The sequence below is a fragment of the Herbiconiux sp. UC225_62 genome (assembly GCF_042694625.1).
Lineage (GTDB): Bacteria > Actinomycetota > Actinomycetes > Actinomycetales > Microbacteriaceae > Herbiconiux.
Window position 1 is genome coordinate 3,392,901 of record NZ_CP170551.1, and the last position, 15,813, is coordinate 3,408,713.

15 protein-coding genes are annotated in these 15,813 nt (G+C 70.3%); 11 read left to right on the forward strand and 4 right to left on the reverse strand.

Annotated elements, in window-relative coordinates; all coding sequences use genetic code 11:
• The first annotated feature begins 7 nt into the window (after positions 1 to 7).
• From ACFJGU_RS16620 to ACFJGU_RS16635, 4 genes are all read left to right on the forward strand, one after another.
• Positions 8 to 1,279 (forward strand): hypothetical protein, encoded by a 1,272-nt coding sequence (locus ACFJGU_RS16620; RefSeq protein ID WP_382304835.1) that lies wholly within the window; start codon positions 8 to 10, stop codon positions 1,277 to 1,279.
• A gap of 95 nt (positions 1,280 to 1,374) precedes the next feature.
• Positions 1,375 to 1,671 carry a hypothetical protein gene (locus ACFJGU_RS16625; protein ID WP_382304836.1) on the forward strand — a complete coding sequence of 99 codons (297 nt, stop codon included), beginning with the start codon at positions 1,375 to 1,377 and terminating at the stop codon, positions 1,669 to 1,671.
• A gap of 74 nt (positions 1,672 to 1,745) precedes the next feature.
• Positions 1,746 to 2,483 (forward strand): DNA polymerase beta superfamily protein, encoded by a 738-nt coding sequence (locus ACFJGU_RS16630; RefSeq protein ID WP_382304838.1) that lies wholly within the window; start codon positions 1,746 to 1,748, stop codon positions 2,481 to 2,483.
• Positions 2,480 to 2,962, forward strand: a complete 483-nt coding sequence (locus tag ACFJGU_RS16635; protein WP_382304840.1) for a hypothetical protein — start codon at positions 2,480 to 2,482, stop codon at positions 2,960 to 2,962. The genes ACFJGU_RS16630 and ACFJGU_RS16635 overlap by 4 nt, the downstream gene beginning before the upstream one ends.
• Here ACFJGU_RS16635 and ACFJGU_RS16640 read toward each other — a convergent pair whose 3' ends face one another.
• Entirely contained in the window at positions 2,963 to 4,561 is a 1,599-nt protein-coding gene (locus ACFJGU_RS16640; protein WP_382304842.1) for a hypothetical protein, read from the reverse strand. It lies immediately after the preceding gene.
• A 162-nt stretch (positions 4,562 to 4,723) separates the two neighbouring features.
• On the opposite strand from ACFJGU_RS16640, the gene ACFJGU_RS16645 reads away from it, so the two are divergent.
• Both ACFJGU_RS16645 and fgd read left to right on the forward strand, forming a co-directional pair.
• Positions 4,724 to 5,068 carry a hypothetical protein gene (locus ACFJGU_RS16645; RefSeq protein ID WP_382304844.1) on the forward strand — a complete coding sequence of 115 codons (345 nt, stop codon included), beginning with the start codon at positions 4,724 to 4,726 and terminating at the stop codon, positions 5,066 to 5,068.
• A 54-nt stretch (positions 5,069 to 5,122) separates the two neighbouring features.
• Positions 5,123 to 6,133, forward strand: coding sequence for a glucose-6-phosphate dehydrogenase (coenzyme-F420) (gene fgd, locus ACFJGU_RS16650; RefSeq protein WP_382304845.1), 1,011 nt, complete (start codon positions 5,123 to 5,125; stop codon positions 6,131 to 6,133).
• Here the strand turns inward: fgd and ACFJGU_RS16655 are convergent.
• The 3 genes from ACFJGU_RS16655 to ACFJGU_RS16665 all read right to left on the reverse strand — a co-directional run bounded on the left by ACFJGU_RS16655 (position 6,078) and on the right by ACFJGU_RS16665 (position 9,459).
• Complete coding sequence (locus ACFJGU_RS16655) at positions 6,078 to 6,329, reverse strand: hypothetical protein (RefSeq protein ID WP_382304847.1); 252 nt, start codon at positions 6,327 to 6,329, stop codon at positions 6,078 to 6,080. The genes fgd and ACFJGU_RS16655 overlap by 56 nt on opposite strands.
• A 117-nt stretch (positions 6,330 to 6,446) precedes the next feature.
• Positions 6,447 to 6,989: a flavin reductase family protein gene (locus ACFJGU_RS16660; RefSeq protein ID WP_382310409.1), complete on the reverse strand. Its 543-nt coding sequence runs from the start codon at positions 6,987 to 6,989 to the stop codon at positions 6,447 to 6,449.
• A gap of 142 nt (positions 6,990 to 7,131) precedes the next feature.
• Complete coding sequence (locus ACFJGU_RS16665) at positions 7,132 to 9,459, reverse strand: hypothetical protein (protein WP_382304849.1); 2,328 nt, start codon at positions 9,457 to 9,459, stop codon at positions 7,132 to 7,134.
• Between the two features lie 238 nt (positions 9,460 to 9,697).
• Here ACFJGU_RS16665 and ACFJGU_RS16670 point away from each other — a divergent pair, with 238 nt between their 5' ends.
• The 5 genes from ACFJGU_RS16670 to ACFJGU_RS16690 are packed head-to-tail and all read left to right on the forward strand — an operon-like array spanning position 9,698 to position 15,651.
• On the forward strand, positions 9,698 to 10,363 hold the full coding sequence (locus ACFJGU_RS16670) for a TetR/AcrR family transcriptional regulator (protein WP_382304850.1): 666 nt from the start codon (positions 9,698 to 9,700) through the stop codon (positions 10,361 to 10,363).
• The gene (locus ACFJGU_RS16675) at positions 10,360 to 11,628 is read left to right on the forward strand and encodes an MFS transporter (RefSeq protein ID WP_382304852.1); all 1,269 of its coding nucleotides are present in this window, start codon (positions 10,360 to 10,362) and stop codon (positions 11,626 to 11,628) included. The genes ACFJGU_RS16670 and ACFJGU_RS16675 overlap by 4 nt, the downstream gene beginning before the upstream one ends.
• A complete protein-coding gene (locus tag ACFJGU_RS16680; protein WP_382304853.1) occupies positions 11,625 to 12,896 on the forward strand; it encodes an alanine racemase in 1,272 nt (423 codons plus the stop codon). Before ACFJGU_RS16675 ends, ACFJGU_RS16680 begins: the two co-directional genes overlap by 4 nt.
• A complete protein-coding gene (locus ACFJGU_RS16685) occupies positions 12,893 to 14,206 on the forward strand; it encodes a D-arabinono-1,4-lactone oxidase (protein WP_382304855.1) in 1,314 nt (437 codons plus the stop codon). Before ACFJGU_RS16680 ends, ACFJGU_RS16685 begins: the two co-directional genes overlap by 4 nt.
• 2 nt (positions 14,207 to 14,208) lie before the next feature.
• A complete protein-coding gene (locus tag ACFJGU_RS16690) occupies positions 14,209 to 15,651 on the forward strand; it encodes a GH1 family beta-glucosidase (protein WP_382304857.1) in 1,443 nt (480 codons plus the stop codon).
• The last annotated feature ends 162 nt before the right edge of the window (positions 15,652 to 15,813 follow it).

The following is a 15,813-nucleotide window of genomic DNA, read 5'->3' on the forward strand; positions in this document are numbered from 1 at the left end:
TCCCGGTATGAGCGCATCCGACATCGCACGCACGCCCTCGGCGCGACGCATGCTGAGCAAAGTCCCCGAGATCACCATCTGGTTCTGGATCATCAAGATCCTGTGCACGACGGTCGGCGAGAGCTTCGCCGACTGGATCAACATGGCGCTGGGCGTCGGCCTCGTCACGACCGCGATCATCTTCACGGCCGTGACCGCCGCAGTGCTCGTGCTGCAGATGAGTCTTCGTCGTTACCAGCCCGGTGCGTACTGGCTCACCGTCGTGGCGGTCAGCATCACCGGCACGCTCTACACCGACATCCTCACCGATGAGGCGGGCGTGCCGCTCTGGATCAGCTCGACCGTGTTCTCGGCCATCCTGGCCGTCGTCTTCACGATCTGGTTCCTCAGAGAGCGCACGCTGTCGATCCACAGCATCAGCACGACTCCACGAGAGGCGTTCTACTGGCTGGCCGTGCTCGTGACCTTCGCCCTCGGCACCGCGCTCGGCGACTGGACGCTGGAGCTCACCGGATGGGGGCCGGGTCTGTCCATCCTGTTGCCGCTCGTGCTCATCGGCATCGTCACTGCGGTGTGGCGATTCGGCGGCAACCCCGTGCTGGCGTTCTGGATCGCCTACATCCTCACCCGCCCGCTCGGCGCGAACATCGGCGACTGGCTCGGCCTGACGCCGAGCGAGGGCGGAATCGGGCTCGGAACGCTTCTGACCAGCATCCTCTTTCTCGCTGCCATCGTGGCGACGGTGATCTACCTCTCGATCAGCCGAGCCGATGTCGTCGAGCACGCCCCGCGGAAGGGAGTGCCGACCGCTTCACCGTCGCGGCGCCGAGCTGCGCTGGGCATCTTCGGCGGAGTGGCCGTGGCCACCATTGCGCTGCTCGCCTACACGAACAGCCTGCCGCACGCGAGCGCGCTCGCCGACGAAGGGCCTGCACCCAGCTGCACCTCGAGCGGAACGCCGCTCAGCCCCGCCGATGCGAAGGCGGCTGCGCAGGCCCATTTCCCGGCAGCCGACATCCGCGCCCTCAGTGCGATTGCCTCCGATGCGCTCTCGCTCGTCGACGCGGGCGACCAGGCCGGAGCTGCGAGTCGCGCCACCGATCTCGAAACAGCGTGGGACGACCGGCAGGATTCCCTGAACGCGGCCGATTGCCGGGCCTGGTCGTACATCGATCAGCAGATCGATCCGGTGCTGTCATCGGTGCGAGCGACCGCCCCCGATCCGGCGACGGAGCAGCGCTCCTTGCAGGCACTCCTCGTCACGCTCGGTGGTGCGTGATTGAGGATGCGCCGAAGGACAGGGCTGATCGTTCTCCGGGGGAGCCTGACGGGCCTGAAAGTGGGTTTGGGGTACGCGGGCGATAGCATGGGCCCATGGTGGGGATCTGGACGCTCGTTCTGTCGATCGTGGTGCTGGCCGGCGGAGTCGCTGCGACGGTGACCGCGCTGCGCAGCGAGAACCAGATCGCGATCATGCTCGCTCTCGACGCCGCCGTGTTGAGCGGCGTCGGTGTGCTGCTCAATGTCTTCTCGATGGGTGAGCTCCAGCTCACCGCCATCCTCTGCTTCGTCGTGCTCCCGGCTCTCGCCGCCGTTGCCGGCGCCGTGCTCGGCCGGTTCCGGCCGACGCCTCGGATGCGTTACGAGTCCACCCAGATCGCCTCGCGCTGATCCTCGCACCCATCTCGCGGGCGTGTTAGTCTGGCGAACTTTGCAGTTCGCCGAGGCCGAGGGAGGGTGGGGTCGTGACCGACCACGAGCGGGTGATCGTCAGCGCCGAGTACGGTTCGCGGGCGGTGGGCGTGGCGACCGCCGACTCCGACCACGACCTGATGAGCGTCTTCCTCGAGTCGCCCCGCTTCGTCACGGGCATCGACGCCGTCGACACGGTCACCGGTGGCACCTCGGCGGCGGGAGACCGCTCCACTCGGCACGACACCGACACCGTGAGCTACCCCCTGCGCAAATGGGCTCGGCTCGCGGCCATCGGGAATCCGACCGTGCTCTTCCTGCTGTTCGTTCCGGAGCACGTGGTGGTGACGCCCGAGTGGGAGCGCATCCTCGACATCCGGAACGCGTTCCTCTCCCGCGACGCCGGGCGCCGCTTCGCCGGCTACTCCTGGGGGCAGCGGGAGGCCCTGCTGGGCCTGCGCAACAAACGCACGAACCGGCCGGAGCTGGTGCACCGGCACGGCTACGACACGAAGTTCGCGTACCACATGATCCGCACGGCCCTGCAGGGCATCGAGCTGATGACCACGGGGGCGCTCCGCCTGCCCATGGCGGACGAGTCGATCGCGGTGCTGCGGGCCATCCGCCGCGGCACCCTCGACAGGGACGATGTGATCGGCTTGTCGAACGACCTCGACGCCGAGCTGACAGTCGCGGTCGCGGCGTCGACGCTGCCCGAGAGCGCCGATCGTGCGCGGATCAACGCGACACTGCACGACATCCACCTCGATGCCTGGCGGGTACGGGCATGAGCGGAGGGGGCACCGCAGCGGTGGAGGGAAGCCCTGCCGTGATCGTCGACGTCGACGGAACGCTCGCCGACGTCGCCGGCATCAGACACTACGTGCTCGACGATCCTCGCCACCGAAACTTCCACAAGTTCCACGCGGCGGCGAGCTGGGTACCGCCGATCGCCGACGTGGTGCGGGTCACCCGCGCCCTGCACGCCGCCGGGCTCGGCATCGTGGTGCTGACCTCCCGCAGCGAACGGTGGCGCCACCGCACGCGCGTGTGGCTCGCGAAGTGGGACATCCCGGTCGACGCACTTGGCATGCGCGCCGATGCCGACACCCGGCGCGACGACGCCGTCAAACGCGATCTCCTCGAACGGATGCGTGCGCTCGGCTTCGAACCCGTGCTCGCCATCGACGACAACCCCACGGTCGTCGCCCTCTGGCGCGAGCTGGGCATCCCGACCGTCACCGTGCCGGGCTGGGGCGCCGACGGGTGACTACCGGTCGTGCTGGAAGGCCGACTTGGGCGCGCTCGAACCCGGGCCCTGGACCTCGAATTCGTCGAGGATCGCACCCGAGTCATCGAACCGCCAGCCGAGCACCCGCCAGCCCTGCACACTGACCTTCAGAGCTACGCCGTTCACGGTCGCCGTGCTCGGGACGTCGATCGGTCCTTCGAAATACCAGTACTCGGCTGCGGCGAGCTCCTCCGGGGTCTCGATCACCCGGCGGTCCGTGGTGGTGTAGAGGAAGGCGTCGGCCGGATGTTCCTCGAAGATCGCCAGCTTGTCGCCGGTGAGCACCGCCCGAAACGGCGCCAGCTCGTCGTCGGCCGCCTGCGCCGCGCCCGACAGTCTATCCTCGGCCGCGGTGAAGAGCGTCTCCATCCGCTCACGGACGCGGCCGATCGTGGTGGACTCGGATACCACCACGACCGTCCGCTCGCCAGGAACGGTCGCGACCTGATCGCGCAGGAGGGAGTAGTCGGCCTGTTCGCGCAGGACCGCCTCGGCGGCAAGCACCTGCCCGACGTCGAACGGGGGAGCGACCCCCACGAACCCGGATTCCCACGTCGCTAGGAGCCGCTCGGCCCTGTCCACGAACGCCTGGAGCTCCACGGTCGTCTCGGGATCGACTGCGGGTCCCGAGGCGGCGGCTTCGATCCGTCGGGCATACACCGCATCGAGACTCGCCCAGCTCGCCGCGGTCACGGCGTCGCCGTAGAACGCGGGAGCACCCCCGGTGCGCCGGGCGCCGTCGAGCGCCCCCTCCACCGCCGCATCGACGAGGAGGACGGGGCCGGTGGCCGCGTCGTCTTCGATCGCGCCCGTAGCCGTGATCCGCCCGCCCGATACCGCGAAGTCGATGACCCGGGACATCGCCGCCTCCCGCAGCAGCTTCAGCTGGTACGCGCCGTCGTTCTCGTCGAGGAAATGCCAGTCGGCGCCCCAGCCGGAATCGCGGAGGTTGTTCCACCCCCGCACCCCGTCGAACACGACGGTGACCTCCTGCCCCACGACCGTGCCGTCATTGGCGGTGAAGCTGTAGCGGTTGTCGACGAAGGTCGCGCGGGCGATCCGCCGGCCCTCGTGGAAGCAGTGCGCTTCCAGCTGGTAAGGATCAACCGCCCCCTTCAGGAAAAGCGTCGCGGTCAGTCGAGGGGCGTCGTACTCGTCGACGGCGTCGAGGCAGAGCAGCCCGAGTCCGAGCATCCAGTCGTTGTCGATCGCGTAGCGCTGCTCCCCATCGAGCGCGACGGCGGTGAGCGAACCGGTGTGGAGAAGCACGTCGACGCCCTCGAGGGCCGAGGTCATGCGCAGGGTGAAGGCGATCATGCCGGGTTCGGCGAGGTCACCGCCGTCGATCCATCTCTGCAGATCGATCACGGTCGTCTGCTGGTCGTCGAGCTCGGGCACGGGGACGCGGTGCTCGAACCAGGGCGAGCCGTCGGGGCGCGCGACCGACCACACCAGCTCGGCACCGGCGGGAACCGGCCCGCGAAGGGGCACCCGCAGGCGTGGGTTCCAGCCCTCGGGCCGAAGGCTGCCGAACATCCCGGCACTCGCTCGGAGTGCATGCTTGATCACTGTCGTCATTGAGAAATGATCACTTAAATCGGATCCATTGCGCAAGCGAGCCGAATGAGGGCGAACGACGTAGCGTGGCGCGTAACGGTTCGGCGCTGTCACGGAGCTGTGGCAGCATGGACGGCGGGGAGCATGTGCTCACGGCAGTGGCGCAGCGCAGGGGAGACGAGGATGTCGAAATCCCGGAGGACGACCATCGCCGTCGTCGACGCCGATGGTGTGGCGCTGGCTGCCAAGGTCGAGGCCCTGGCCGCCGTGCCCGGAGTCGACGTGCGCATCGAAGCGGTTTCGCTCGGGCAGTTGCTGACCCACCCGGACTTTCCGCCCGATGTCGTGATCCTCGAGCAGCGCGAAGGGGAGCGGGTGTCGGTGAACTACAAGATCCGGGTCTGCCGCCTCGCCGACGCTCGCGTGATCGTCGTCTCCGGCGACGGTCACGAGCTGGCTCCGGATGTCGGTCAGCTCATGACCACGGTGCACTCCTTCGAGCAGGCTGTCGCGTTGATCGCCTCCTGAACCGCGTCGGGACCGCTGCGGCGAGGGCGTCAGGGGCGGTCATAGACTCGGATCATGACGATTCCCCTTCGCTTCGGGTACAAGGCTTCGGCCGAGCAGTTCGGCCCCTCCGAGCTCCTGGGCTACGCGGTGCTGGCCGAGCAGGCCGGCTTCGACTCGGTGTTCGTGTCGGATCACTTCCAGCCCTGGAACCACGAGGGAGGACACGCTCCGGCCGCGATGCCATGGCTCGGCGCACTGGGGGCCCGCACCGAACGCATCCTGATGGGCACTTCGGTGCTCACGCCGTCGTTCCGCTACCACCCGGGTGTGGTGGCCCAGGCGTTCGGCACGCTCGGCGCGATGTTCCCCGGGCGGGTCATCCTCGGCGTGGGGAGCGGTGAAGCGCTCAACGAGGTGGCGCTCGGCATCCCGTGGCCGGAGGTGAAGGAGCGGTTCGCGCGCCTGAAAGAGGCGATCACGATCATCGAGACGCTGTGGAGCGAAGACCGGGTGACCTACGAGGGTCAGTTCTTCCGCACCGAGAACGCCACGATCTACGACAAGCCCGAGACGCCGGTGCCGATCTACATCGGCGCCTCCGGACCGGCCGCCACGCGCCTGGCCGGGCGGATGGCCTCCGGATTCATCACGACCTCGGGCAAGGCGCGTGAGCTCTACACCGAGACGCTGCTGCCGGCCCTCGCCGAGGGCATCGAGAAGGCTCATCGCTCGGCCGACGACGTCGACACCCTGATGGAGATGAAGGTCTCGTTCGACCACGACCGCGAGCGCGCGCTGAACGACACCCGCTACTGGGCGCCGCTGGCCCTCACGCCCGAGGAGAAGATGGCGGTCGAAGACCCGATCGAGATGCAGCGGCTCGCCGATGCCCTGCCGATCGAGCGCACGGCCGCCCGGTGGATCGTGTCGACCGACCCCGACGAGCACGTCGAACGCATCCAGTCGTACATCGACCTCGGTTTCCGGCACCTCGTGTTCCACGGGCCCGGAGCCGATCAGGAACGATTCATCCGGCTCTACGGAGAGGAGATCCTGCCGCGTCTTCGTGCGCGCCACGGCTGATCGCCGCGAACCAGTGCCGACTGGCCTCGAGGGAGGTCCACAACCGGTCGGCGCGCACCTGGCCGTAGCGGCCGGCCTCGAAGACGAGGCGTTCACGTACCCAGCCGATGGGTTCACGGCGGGAGTCGTTCGTGTCGAGCACCAGCCAGTAGTCGGCTCCGATGCGCTCATAGCGGATGTCGGCGGGATTCGTCATGGGTCGGACTCTCCCCGACGGGCGCGTCGTCGTGCCCGTCGGATTCAGGATGCCTTCAGTCTGCTCCCGCTTCGATTGGAAGGGATTGCCCCAGTTATGGGGGTAGACGGTGCGTTTCTACTGAATCTTCGAGTGCTCGCCGAGGCGGTGCCAGGTGCGGTTGTGATACACCAGCGGCTCCGCTTCGGCGGCATCGGCGGACGGGTCGCCGGCCGGCGGCGCCTTGGTCTGGAGTGCCTGGACGGCGACCACGGTCGAGCCGCCCGCCTCCATCTTGTTGACCACACGTCCGCGGATCCACGCGTGCGCGGAGGGGAAGTAGGGCTCGCCGGTGGGAAGCCTGTCCCAGATCGTCGTATCGGCGAAACGGTCGATGCCGCTGGTGGCGCCGAGCTTGGCGATGTCGAGCTGTGCCGCACCGAGCAGGTGCACCACGACGGTGTCGGCCCGGCGGATGGTGGGTGTGCTCGAGGAGAGGTCGGAGATCGAGAACACCAGGAGCGGCGGTTCCACGCTCACCGAGAACACCGACGTGGCCGTGAGGGCCACCGGACCGTCGCCGGCGTCGGCGGTGATGACCGCCACTCCCGCGGGGTGGTTGCGGAAGGCGGCCTTGAACTCCTCGGGAGTGACGCTGTCGCCGCTCGGATGCGTGACCAGGTTGTTCGCGTGCCTTCCGTGAGGGCGGGCGAACTGGTCACCGGCGGAGGAGGTCTGGGCGTTGGTCACTCTTCGATCCTAAATCTCCTTCGAGGGCGGGGTGTTTCCCGCGCGTAACAAGGCGCAACGGTGGCGCAGGCCGTCACGGCGCGTCATCGGCCACGAAACGGGTCCAGGCCCAGGCCGAGACGCTGACGGCAGCGAACGCGACGGCGGCCACGAGCAGCACGACGAGTCGTCCGTCGGCTGCGGCTTCGGCCAGGGCGGGCACGAAGAGCATCGCCAGGGCGGTGAAGGAGGCGACGGCCAGCAGGAGCCAGGTGGCCGGCGACCAGGCCAGCAGGCGCCGCCCGGCTGAGCGCCCGACGGGAAGGAGCAGTAGCGACGCGGCGCCGAAGGACGCCAGCACGACGACATGCAGGAACTCGGCGTACGCAGACAGCAGGATGTCGCTCGATCCGGTCTGGTCGCCGAGCGCGCCCGAGGCGAGCCAGGCGACGGCGCCGAGCACCCCGAGGGCGAGCACCTGCACCGTGGCGACCTTTCCCGCTGCCGACGGGTCGACGGCGCGGGAGCCTCCGCCTGTCGGGTCGACGGGGCGGGCGGGATCGGCGCTCGTCGTGTCGGCCACCACGAGCCCCGCGACCAGCCCGAACACGAGGCTCGGCTCGAGGTCGGCGAGGCGCGACACGAGGGCGAGCGCGGCGGCCACCAGCAGCAGCCCGGGACGCAGTCGCGCGGTGCTCGTGATGCCGAAGGCGAGCGAGGCGATACGGGCGGGGAGCGCGGTCGCGATGAGGTTGACGAGACCGAGAGCTGCCACCACCGCGAGGAACAGGCGCAGATAGGCGGGCTGGTTCTCGACCGGGCCCGAGAGGGTCACGATCGCCGACGCGGCGAGCACCGCGGCGCCGGCGGTCACCGCCGGGTGGAGTCGCACCTCCGGGGCACGGTCGTATTCGTGACGGGAACGGTTACGGCCCAGCACGGCGGCGAGCATCCGGCCGGCCACCGGACCACGGCCGGGCTCCCCGCCGTCGCGGGCGGCCACCGTCTCCATCGTTCCGGCGAGCAGCCGCGCGGGCAACGCGACGAGCAGCAGAGCGAGGCCGCCCACGGCCAAGGCGATCCACCAGATGGGGCCCGCGCCGGCCCCGACGGCCGGCTGGAGCGAGGCGGTGAAGCGCGTGGCATCCGTCCACGTTCCCGAGGAGGGCGGTACTGCGCCGGCGCCGGGCGTGCCGCTCTGGCCGGGCGCGGCCGGGTCGCCGGAACCGTTCCCGGGGCCCGGGGCGCCTGGACCACCCGCTCCGCCGTCGGAGGGGGTGGAGGCATCCGGAGGCCCGGGTCGGGCGCCCGGCGCCCCGGGAGGTGCGGAGGGCGAGCCTGTACCTCCGGGCGTGCCCGGAGTGGTGGCCGTCGCATCCTGGAACACGAGGGTCAGCGGGCCGCTCTGCACGCTCACGTTGCCCGCCGGGTCCTGCTGGAGCACGGCGACGGGATAGTTCCCCGCAGGAACCGCGGCGGACGAGCACGACCATGAGGTACCGGTCACGAGCACCTGGCAGAGCGAGTAGGCGCCGGCGAAGACCGAGACGGTGGCGCCGTCTTCGCCCGTTCCGCTGAAGACCGCGCCCGAGGTGGGGAGCGCCTGGCCGGAGCGTGGGGACAGCAGCTGGGGTGCGGCGGGCACCGTGACGTCGACCCGGATGCCGAGCGGCTCACTCGTGGGCGAGGAAGCTCCATTCGACCAGGGAGTCGTCTGGCTGGCGGTGACCACGTAGTCCCCATCGCTGATGCCGCCGGAGAGCACGCACGACCAGGCCCCTGACGCATCGGCCGTGCCGCTGCAGGCGAAGGCGCCGGTGGACGCGGTCACGGTGGCTCCCGGAACCGCGGACCCCTGCACCACAGCGTTGGTGAGCGTGCCGCGGGGGCCGCCGGTGACCACCGGCGCGTTGAGCACCCGCAGAGTGACGGTGTCGTCCGGCGCTCCTGCCCCGGCCGCCGGTTCGACGGCACGGATGGTGGTGGACGACGAACTGGGAAGGCCGCCGGCGGTGCACGACCACGCGCCGGAGGCGTCGGGCGTCACCACGCAGAGCGGTTCGGCCGACCCCGCGACGAGGATCTGCAGCGAGCCTCCGGGCGTTCCGGTGCCCGAGATGTCGACCGGCGAGGAGACGAGCGCGCCCTCGGCGGGGGAGAGGATGTCGGGCACGTCCGTGGTCGGGGGCGGCGTGGTGGAACCAGGAGGATCGGTGGGGTCGTCGCCCGGCGACGGAGCCGAGGGCGGGGGAGCCGGCTCCGAGGGTGGAGGGGCCGGCTCCGAGGGTGCAATCGACTCGGTCGGCGCGGGCGTGGGCGTGTCGTCAGGTGCTGCGCTCGCGGTCGGCGCGTCCACGCCGAGACCGAGGCCGCCGGCCATCAGCAGGGCCGCGAGAAGGGTGGCGAACGCGATCTGCCCCATCGGGCTGCGACGTCGTGAACTGCCGGCGTCGCGCGGTTGCGACGCCGTTCCACCCCACCTTCTTCGCGATGTCACCTCTTCCCATTAAGGCCGATCGCGCCGCGGACCCCAAGACCGCGACCGGGGTTTCGGATGAAATTCGGAGCCGGTCGTGTACAGATCCGCGCGATTACGGCATACTGACGCAACTGGGACGATTGACCCAGTCGATGGTCCGACGCGGGGAAGCAGGAGGCTCATGGCGCACATGCCGGTCGCCGAGCGTCGCACCCGGCTGCTCTCCGCCGCCTTCGAGGTGATCGCCCGGTCCGGCGTGAGCGGGGCGACCACCCGTGCGATCGTCGACGAGGCCGGCATGAAGCTCGCGAGCTTCCACTACGCCTTCGAGTCGCGGGAGGAGCTGCTGGCGCAGCTGGTCGACGTCGTGGTCGACACGCAGGAGATGGTGCTCGACATCCCGGCCGACGTCGCCGGCGGCCTGCGCGACCTGCTCGAGCGAGGGCTGCTCAGCTACTTCGACCAGGTGCGCGCGAATCCGCAGCGCGAGCGGGCCATGTTCGAGCTGACGCAGTACGCCCTCCGCGCGCCGAGCATGGCCGGGGTCGCCGAGCGGCAGTACGGGCGATACCGAGCCTTGGCCGAGGCATCGCTGCACGAAGCGGCGGCGCGCACCGGATGCGCGTGGCGGGCACCCGTGCCGGAGTTGGCCGCCGACCTGGTCGCGCTCACCGACGGCATCACCCTGGCCTGGCTCGCCGACGGCGACGACGAGCGCGCCCGGCGCACCATCGCCTTCGCGGCGCGCGCGCTCGCGGCCGAGGCCGACCTCGACTCGCCGGCACCGGCATCCGATCCCGCATCCGACCGCGCTCCATCGTCGCACCGAGAAGGGCACACCCCATGACCGCTGAACGCGAAGACACCGCGCCGAGCGCCCTCGCCGAACCCGTGCGGCGGGTGGGTGGCGTCTGGATCGCCTTGTTCGGGGCCGCCTGGCTCGGCATCTGGATGGCGCAGCTCACGCCGGTGCAGCTCCTGCTGCCCCTGCAGGTGGAGGAGCAGCTGGGCGCGGCGAGCTGGACCGACAACGTGGTGGCCTTCGGGGTCATCTCGGCCATCGCGGGCGTCTTCGCCCTGATCGCCTTCCCGATCACCGGAGCGCTCTCCGACCGCACCACGTCGCGCTTCGGCCGCCGCCGCCCGTGGATCGCGGGCGGCGCACTGCTGTTCGCGGTGGCCCTGTTCGCGCTCGGCTTCCAGAGCGAGATGGTGGGCATCGGGGTCTGGTGGACGCTCGCGATCGTCGGCTTCTGCGTGCTCTCGGCGGCTCTCACCGCCGCCATCTCCGATCAGGTGCCGGTCGGCCAGCGCGGATTCGTGTCGAGCTGGATCTCCGCGCCGCAGGCGATCGGCCTCATCCTCGGTGTACTGCTGGCCACGACCCTCTTCACGGGTCAGTTCCTCGGGTACACCGCCGTGGCCGTCCTGCTGGTCGTGCTGGTGGCGCCGTTCTGCCTGTGGATGCCGGATGCCCGTCTCCACCGGGCCGAGCGGCCCCCGTTCACCATGAAGGCGCTGATCGAGGGCATGTGGGTGAGCCCCACCGCGCATCCGGACTTCGGCTGGACGCTGCTCAGCCGCATCCTCGTCAACATCGGCAACGCGCTCGGAACCACATTGCTGCTCTACTTCCTCATGTTCGGCCTCAACGACCCGAACGCCGAAGACGACTTGCTCGTGCTGATCGTGATCTACACGATCTTCGTGGTGATCGCCTCGATCGTGGCGGGTGCGCTCTCCGACAAGCTGGCCCGCCGTCGCGTCTTCGTGCTCGTGGCCTCGGTGCTGCAGGCCCTGGCCGCCCTGCTGCTCGCCTTCGTTCCCGAGCTGACCGTCACCATGGTGGCCGCGGCGCTCCTGGGCCTCGGTTACGGGTGCTTCCTCTCCGTCGATCAGGCCCTCGCCACCCAGGTGCTTCCCGACCCGGCATCCCGCGGAAAAGACCTCGGCATCATGAACATCGCCACGGCGGTGCCGCAGGCCATGGCGCCGTTGCTCGGCGCCGCGATCGTCTCGTGGCTGGGCGGATTCCCCGGCCTCTTCCTGCTCTCGGCCCTGTTCGGGTTCGCGGGCGCCTTCGCCGTCTCTCGCGTCAGGAGCGTTCGATGACCGTGCCCACCCGCCTCGACCTGTCGCCCGCGGCCGTCGCCGATGCCTCGCTCCGCCCGTGGCGCGACGAGCAGCGCTATTGGCGCGGGCTCACCGAGGCCACCGCCGATCGCGAGCCGCCCGTCGCCGTGATCGGCTTGGAGGCGCTTCGCCACAACGCCGCCTCGATGGTGCGGCGAGCCGGGGGCACGCCCATCCGGGTGGCCAGCAAGTCGATCCGGGTGCGGGCGGTCCAGGATGCCGTGCTCGCGCTGCCGGGATACGCCGGCGTGCTCGCGTACACGCTCCCCGAGGCGCTGTGGCTGGCCGAGACCGTCGACGACGTGGTGGTCGGGTACCCGACGGCGGATCGAGCGGCGATCCGCGCTCTGGCCGCCGACGAAGGCTTGGCGAGCCGGGTCACCCTCATGATCGACTCGGTCGCTCACCTCGACCTCATCGACGAGGCGGTCGCGCCCGCCGCCCGCCCGCGCCTCCGCGTGGCCATCGAACTCGATGCCTCGTACACCGCGCCCGGGCTCGGGAGGCTCGGCGTGTGGCGCTCGCCGATCGTCACGATCGACGACGCCACGGCCCTCGCCCGGGAGGTGGTGGCCCGGCGCGGCTTCGCCCTGGTGGGTCTCATGGCATACGAGTCGCAGATCGCCGGAGTGGGCAACCGGCCGAAGGGCAACCTCGTGCAGGGCGCCGGCCGGGGACGCGTGATCGACTGGATGCAGTCGCGCTCGGCCGCCGAACTCGCCGGGCGGCGGGGAGCCGTGGTCGCCGCGGTGCGCCGCATCGCCGACCTGGAGTTCGTGAACGGCGGGGGTACCGGCTCGCTCGAGTCGACCAGCGCCGACTCGTCGGTCACCGAGATCGCGGCCGGCAGCGGACTGTTCGGCGGGCACCTCTTCGACACCTATTCGCGGTTCACCCCCGCGCCCGCCGCCGCCTTCGCGCTGCCGGTGGTGCGGAAGCCGCGGCCCGACATGGCGACGCTCCTCGGCGGCGGCTGGATCGCATCCGGACCCCCGGCGCCCGATCGGCTGCCGCAGGTGGTGTGGCCCCGGTCCACGCGGATGCAGACCCGCGAGATGGCGGGGGAGGTGCAGACCCCGCTCTCCGGCCGTGGGGCAGCGGGACTCGCCGTCGGTGACCGGGTGTGGCTGCGGCACACGAAGTCCGGTGAGCTCTCCGAGCACGTGAACGAGTTCTGCGTGGTCGACGGCAGCGAGGTGGTCGACGTGGTGCCGAGCTACCGTGGCGAGGGGAAAGCGTTCCTGTGACCGCGTTGAACGGCGTGTGGCGCAACTGGGCCCGCACGGAGTCGGTGAAGCCCGTCCGTGTCGAGCGGCCCGTGAGTATCCCGGCGGTGCAACGGGCGGTGCGAGGCGCCACGCGCACGGGGCTCCGCGTGAAGGCGGTGGGCGCCGGGCACAGCTTCACGGGCATCGCCGTGGCCACGGGGGTGCTGCTCGAGCTCGACGAACTCAGCGGCATCGTCTCGGTCGACCGCGAACGGGGGCGCGTCACGCTGCTGGGCGGCACGCGCCTGTTCGACCTGCCCCGGCTGCTGCGCCCGCACGGCCTCGCCATGGCGAACATGGGCGACATCGACCGGCAGTCGATCAGCGGCGCGATCTCCACCGGCACGCACGGCACGGGTGCGGAGTTCGGGGGAATCTCGACTCAGGTCACCGGCCTCACCCTCGTGACGGCCGATGGCGAGCTGCTGCGCATCGACGAGGAGCAGAACAGCGAACTGCTGCCCGCCGCAGCCCTGGGGCTCGGGGCGCTCGGCGTCATCGTGGAGGTGACCCTGCAGTGCGTGCCGGCGTTCGTGCTCGAGGCCGTGGAGCGGCCGCTGCCCCTCGACGACGTGCTGAACGACCTCGATGCCCACGTCGACGAGGCCGACCATTTCGAGTTCTACTGGTTCCCGGGCACGCGCACGGCGGTGACGAAGACGAACAGCCGCGCCGACGCATCCGTCCCCCTGCGTCCGCTGGCACCGGGTCGGGCCTTCCTCGACGACACCCTGATGGCGAACGGCGTCTTCCGGGTCACCTGTGCCGCCGGAGCCCTCGTACCCGCGATCGTGCCGGGCGTCAACGCGCTCGCCGACCGGCTCTGGTCGAACCGGGAGTTCTCCGATCAGTCGCACAAGGTGTTCACCACCAAGCGCACGGTGCGCTTCCGCGAGATGGAGTACGCCCTGCCCGCTGCTGACGTGCCGGACGTGCTGCGCTCGATCGATGCGCTCATCCAGGACAACGGATGGCGGATCTCGTTCCCGGTGGAGGTACGCTTCGCGAAGGCCGACGAGCTGTGGCTCTCCACGGCATCGGGCCGGGAGAGCGGCTACATCGCGGTGCACCGCTACTTCCGCGAGAACCACACCGAGTACTTCGAAGCCGTCGAGGAGATCATGAACCAGCATCAGGGCCGGCCGCACTGGGGCAAACTGCACACGCAGGATGCGGCGACCCTGGCGGCGCTGTACCCGCGGCACGGCGACTTCGTGGCGCTGCGCGACCGTCTCGATCCGGACCGCACGTTCTCCAACGCCTACCTCGACCGCGTGCTGGGGGCCTGAGGATGGCGACTCCCTCTCCCGAAGAACGGCGCGAGTTCGCGCGCGACCTCGGTTCGCGCCTGCCCGCCGGCTTCGTGCTGGGCGTGGCCACCAGCGCCTTCCAGATCGAGGGCGCGACGCACGAAGGCGGTCGCGGCGAGTCGGTGTGGGATGCGTTCACCACGCAGCCGGGCCGCATCCTCGACGGCTCCACGGCCGACCGCGCCACCGACCACTACCACCGCTTCGACGAGGATGCCGCGCTGCTGCACGACCTCGGGGTCGACTCCTATCGCTTCTCCTTCGCCTGGCCGCGGCTGCAGCCCGAGGGCAAGGGCGCGCTGCGGCAGGCCGGGGTCGACTTCTACGAGCGGCTCCTCGACCGGCTCGACGCGGCCGGGGTGTCGACCATGGCCACCCTCTTCCACTGGGACACGCCGAACGAGCTGGCCGGCGGGTGGTTCAGCCGCGACACCGCCTATCGTTTCGCCGACTTCGCGTTCGCGATGGGGGAGCGGTTCGGCGACCGGGTCGGCAATTGGGCCACCATCAACGAACCGGCCACGGTGACGCTCGACGGCTACGCGCTGGGGGTGCACGCGCCGGGAGCCGCCAGACTCTTCAACGCCCTGCCCGCGGCGCACCACCAGCTGCTCGGGCACGGGCTCGCCGTGCAGGCGCTGCGTGGTGCCGACGTGCGCGGAGGGGTGGGCATCGTCAACGTGCACTCCCCGGTCGTGCCGGACTCGGGGTCGGATGCCGACGCCGCGTTCGCCGAGCTGTTCGACGTGTTGCACAACCGCGTCTTCGCCGACCCGGTGCTGCTCGGTCGCTATCCGTCCGCGCCCGAAGGGTTCGAGCCGCTGTTCTCGGCGCTCGCCGAGGTCGACCCCGCCGACCTCCTCGTCATCTCGGAGAAGCTCGACTTCTACGGGCTCAACTACTACGCGCCCACGAAGATCGCCGCCGGGTCGGGCGGATCGGCGACACCCGACGGGGCGTCTTCGGCGATGGCCTTGTTGCCGTTCCACCTCGCGCCGTGGCCGGAGTTCCCGACCACGGGGTTCGGCTGGCCGGTGGCGCCGGAGTTCCTCGGCACAGCCCTCGACGAGCTCGCCACCCGATACGGATCGGCGCTGCCGCCGGTGTACATCACCGAGAACGGCGCCAGTTTTCCGGATGCCATCACCCTCGACCCCGAGAACGGCACGCCCTTCGTGCACGACGGGGCCCGGATCGACTACCTCGCGGCCCACCTGGATGCCGCGGTGCAGGCCATCACGGGCGGAGGGGCGGCATCCGGAATCGACCTGCGCGGTTACTACGTCTGGTCGCTGCTCGACAACTTCGAGTGGGCTGCCGGCTACACGCAGCGCTTCGGGTTGGTGCACGTCGACTTCGAGGACTTCACCCGCACGCCCAAGGATTCCTACCAGTGGCTGAGGCTCGTCGCCGAGTCGCGCTGAGCTGCCGGCAAGCGCCATCCGGGCGCCGACCCAATGCTGTGGAAATCGCCCGAGACCACGCCGGGAATGCGCAGTCTTGACGATTCCGTCCAGACACCGTATGGTTACCAATCACCACCGAAATCGCCGTGATGCCATAGTCGGCAACCGCATTCCCAGGAG

Excerpts from the sequence above, each read along its gene's own strand:
- ACFJGU_RS16620 (WP_382304835.1), top strand. The coding sequence starts at position 8 with ATGAGCGCATCCGACATCGCACGCACGCCCTCGGCGCGACGCATGCTG.
- ACFJGU_RS16625 (WP_382304836.1), top strand. The coding sequence starts at position 1,375 with ATGGTGGGGATCTGGACGCTCGTTCTGTCGATCGTGGTGCTGGCCGGC.
- ACFJGU_RS16635 (WP_382304840.1), top strand. The coding sequence starts at position 2,480 with ATGAGCGGAGGGGGCACCGCAGCGGTGGAGGGAAGCCCTGCCGTGATC.
- ACFJGU_RS16640 (WP_382304842.1), bottom strand. The coding sequence starts at position 4,561 with ATGACGACAGTGATCAAGCATGCACTCCGAGCGAGTGCCGGGATGTTC.
- ACFJGU_RS16645 (WP_382304844.1), top strand. The coding sequence starts at position 4,724 with ATGTCGAAATCCCGGAGGACGACCATCGCCGTCGTCGACGCCGATGGT.
- fgd (WP_382304845.1), top strand. The coding sequence starts at position 5,123 with ATGACGATTCCCCTTCGCTTCGGGTACAAGGCTTCGGCCGAGCAGTTC.
- ACFJGU_RS16655 (WP_382304847.1), bottom strand. The coding sequence starts at position 6,329 with ATGACGAATCCCGCCGACATCCGCTATGAGCGCATCGGAGCCGACTAC.
- ACFJGU_RS16665 (WP_382304849.1), bottom strand. The coding sequence starts at position 9,459 with ATGGGGCAGATCGCGTTCGCCACCCTTCTCGCGGCCCTGCTGATGGCC.
- ACFJGU_RS16670 (WP_382304850.1), top strand. The coding sequence starts at position 9,698 with ATGGCGCACATGCCGGTCGCCGAGCGTCGCACCCGGCTGCTCTCCGCC.
- ACFJGU_RS16675 (WP_382304852.1), top strand. The coding sequence starts at position 10,360 with ATGACCGCTGAACGCGAAGACACCGCGCCGAGCGCCCTCGCCGAACCC.
- ACFJGU_RS16680 (WP_382304853.1), top strand. The coding sequence starts at position 11,625 with ATGACCGTGCCCACCCGCCTCGACCTGTCGCCCGCGGCCGTCGCCGAT.
- ACFJGU_RS16690 (WP_382304857.1), top strand. The coding sequence starts at position 14,209 with ATGGCGACTCCCTCTCCCGAAGAACGGCGCGAGTTCGCGCGCGACCTC.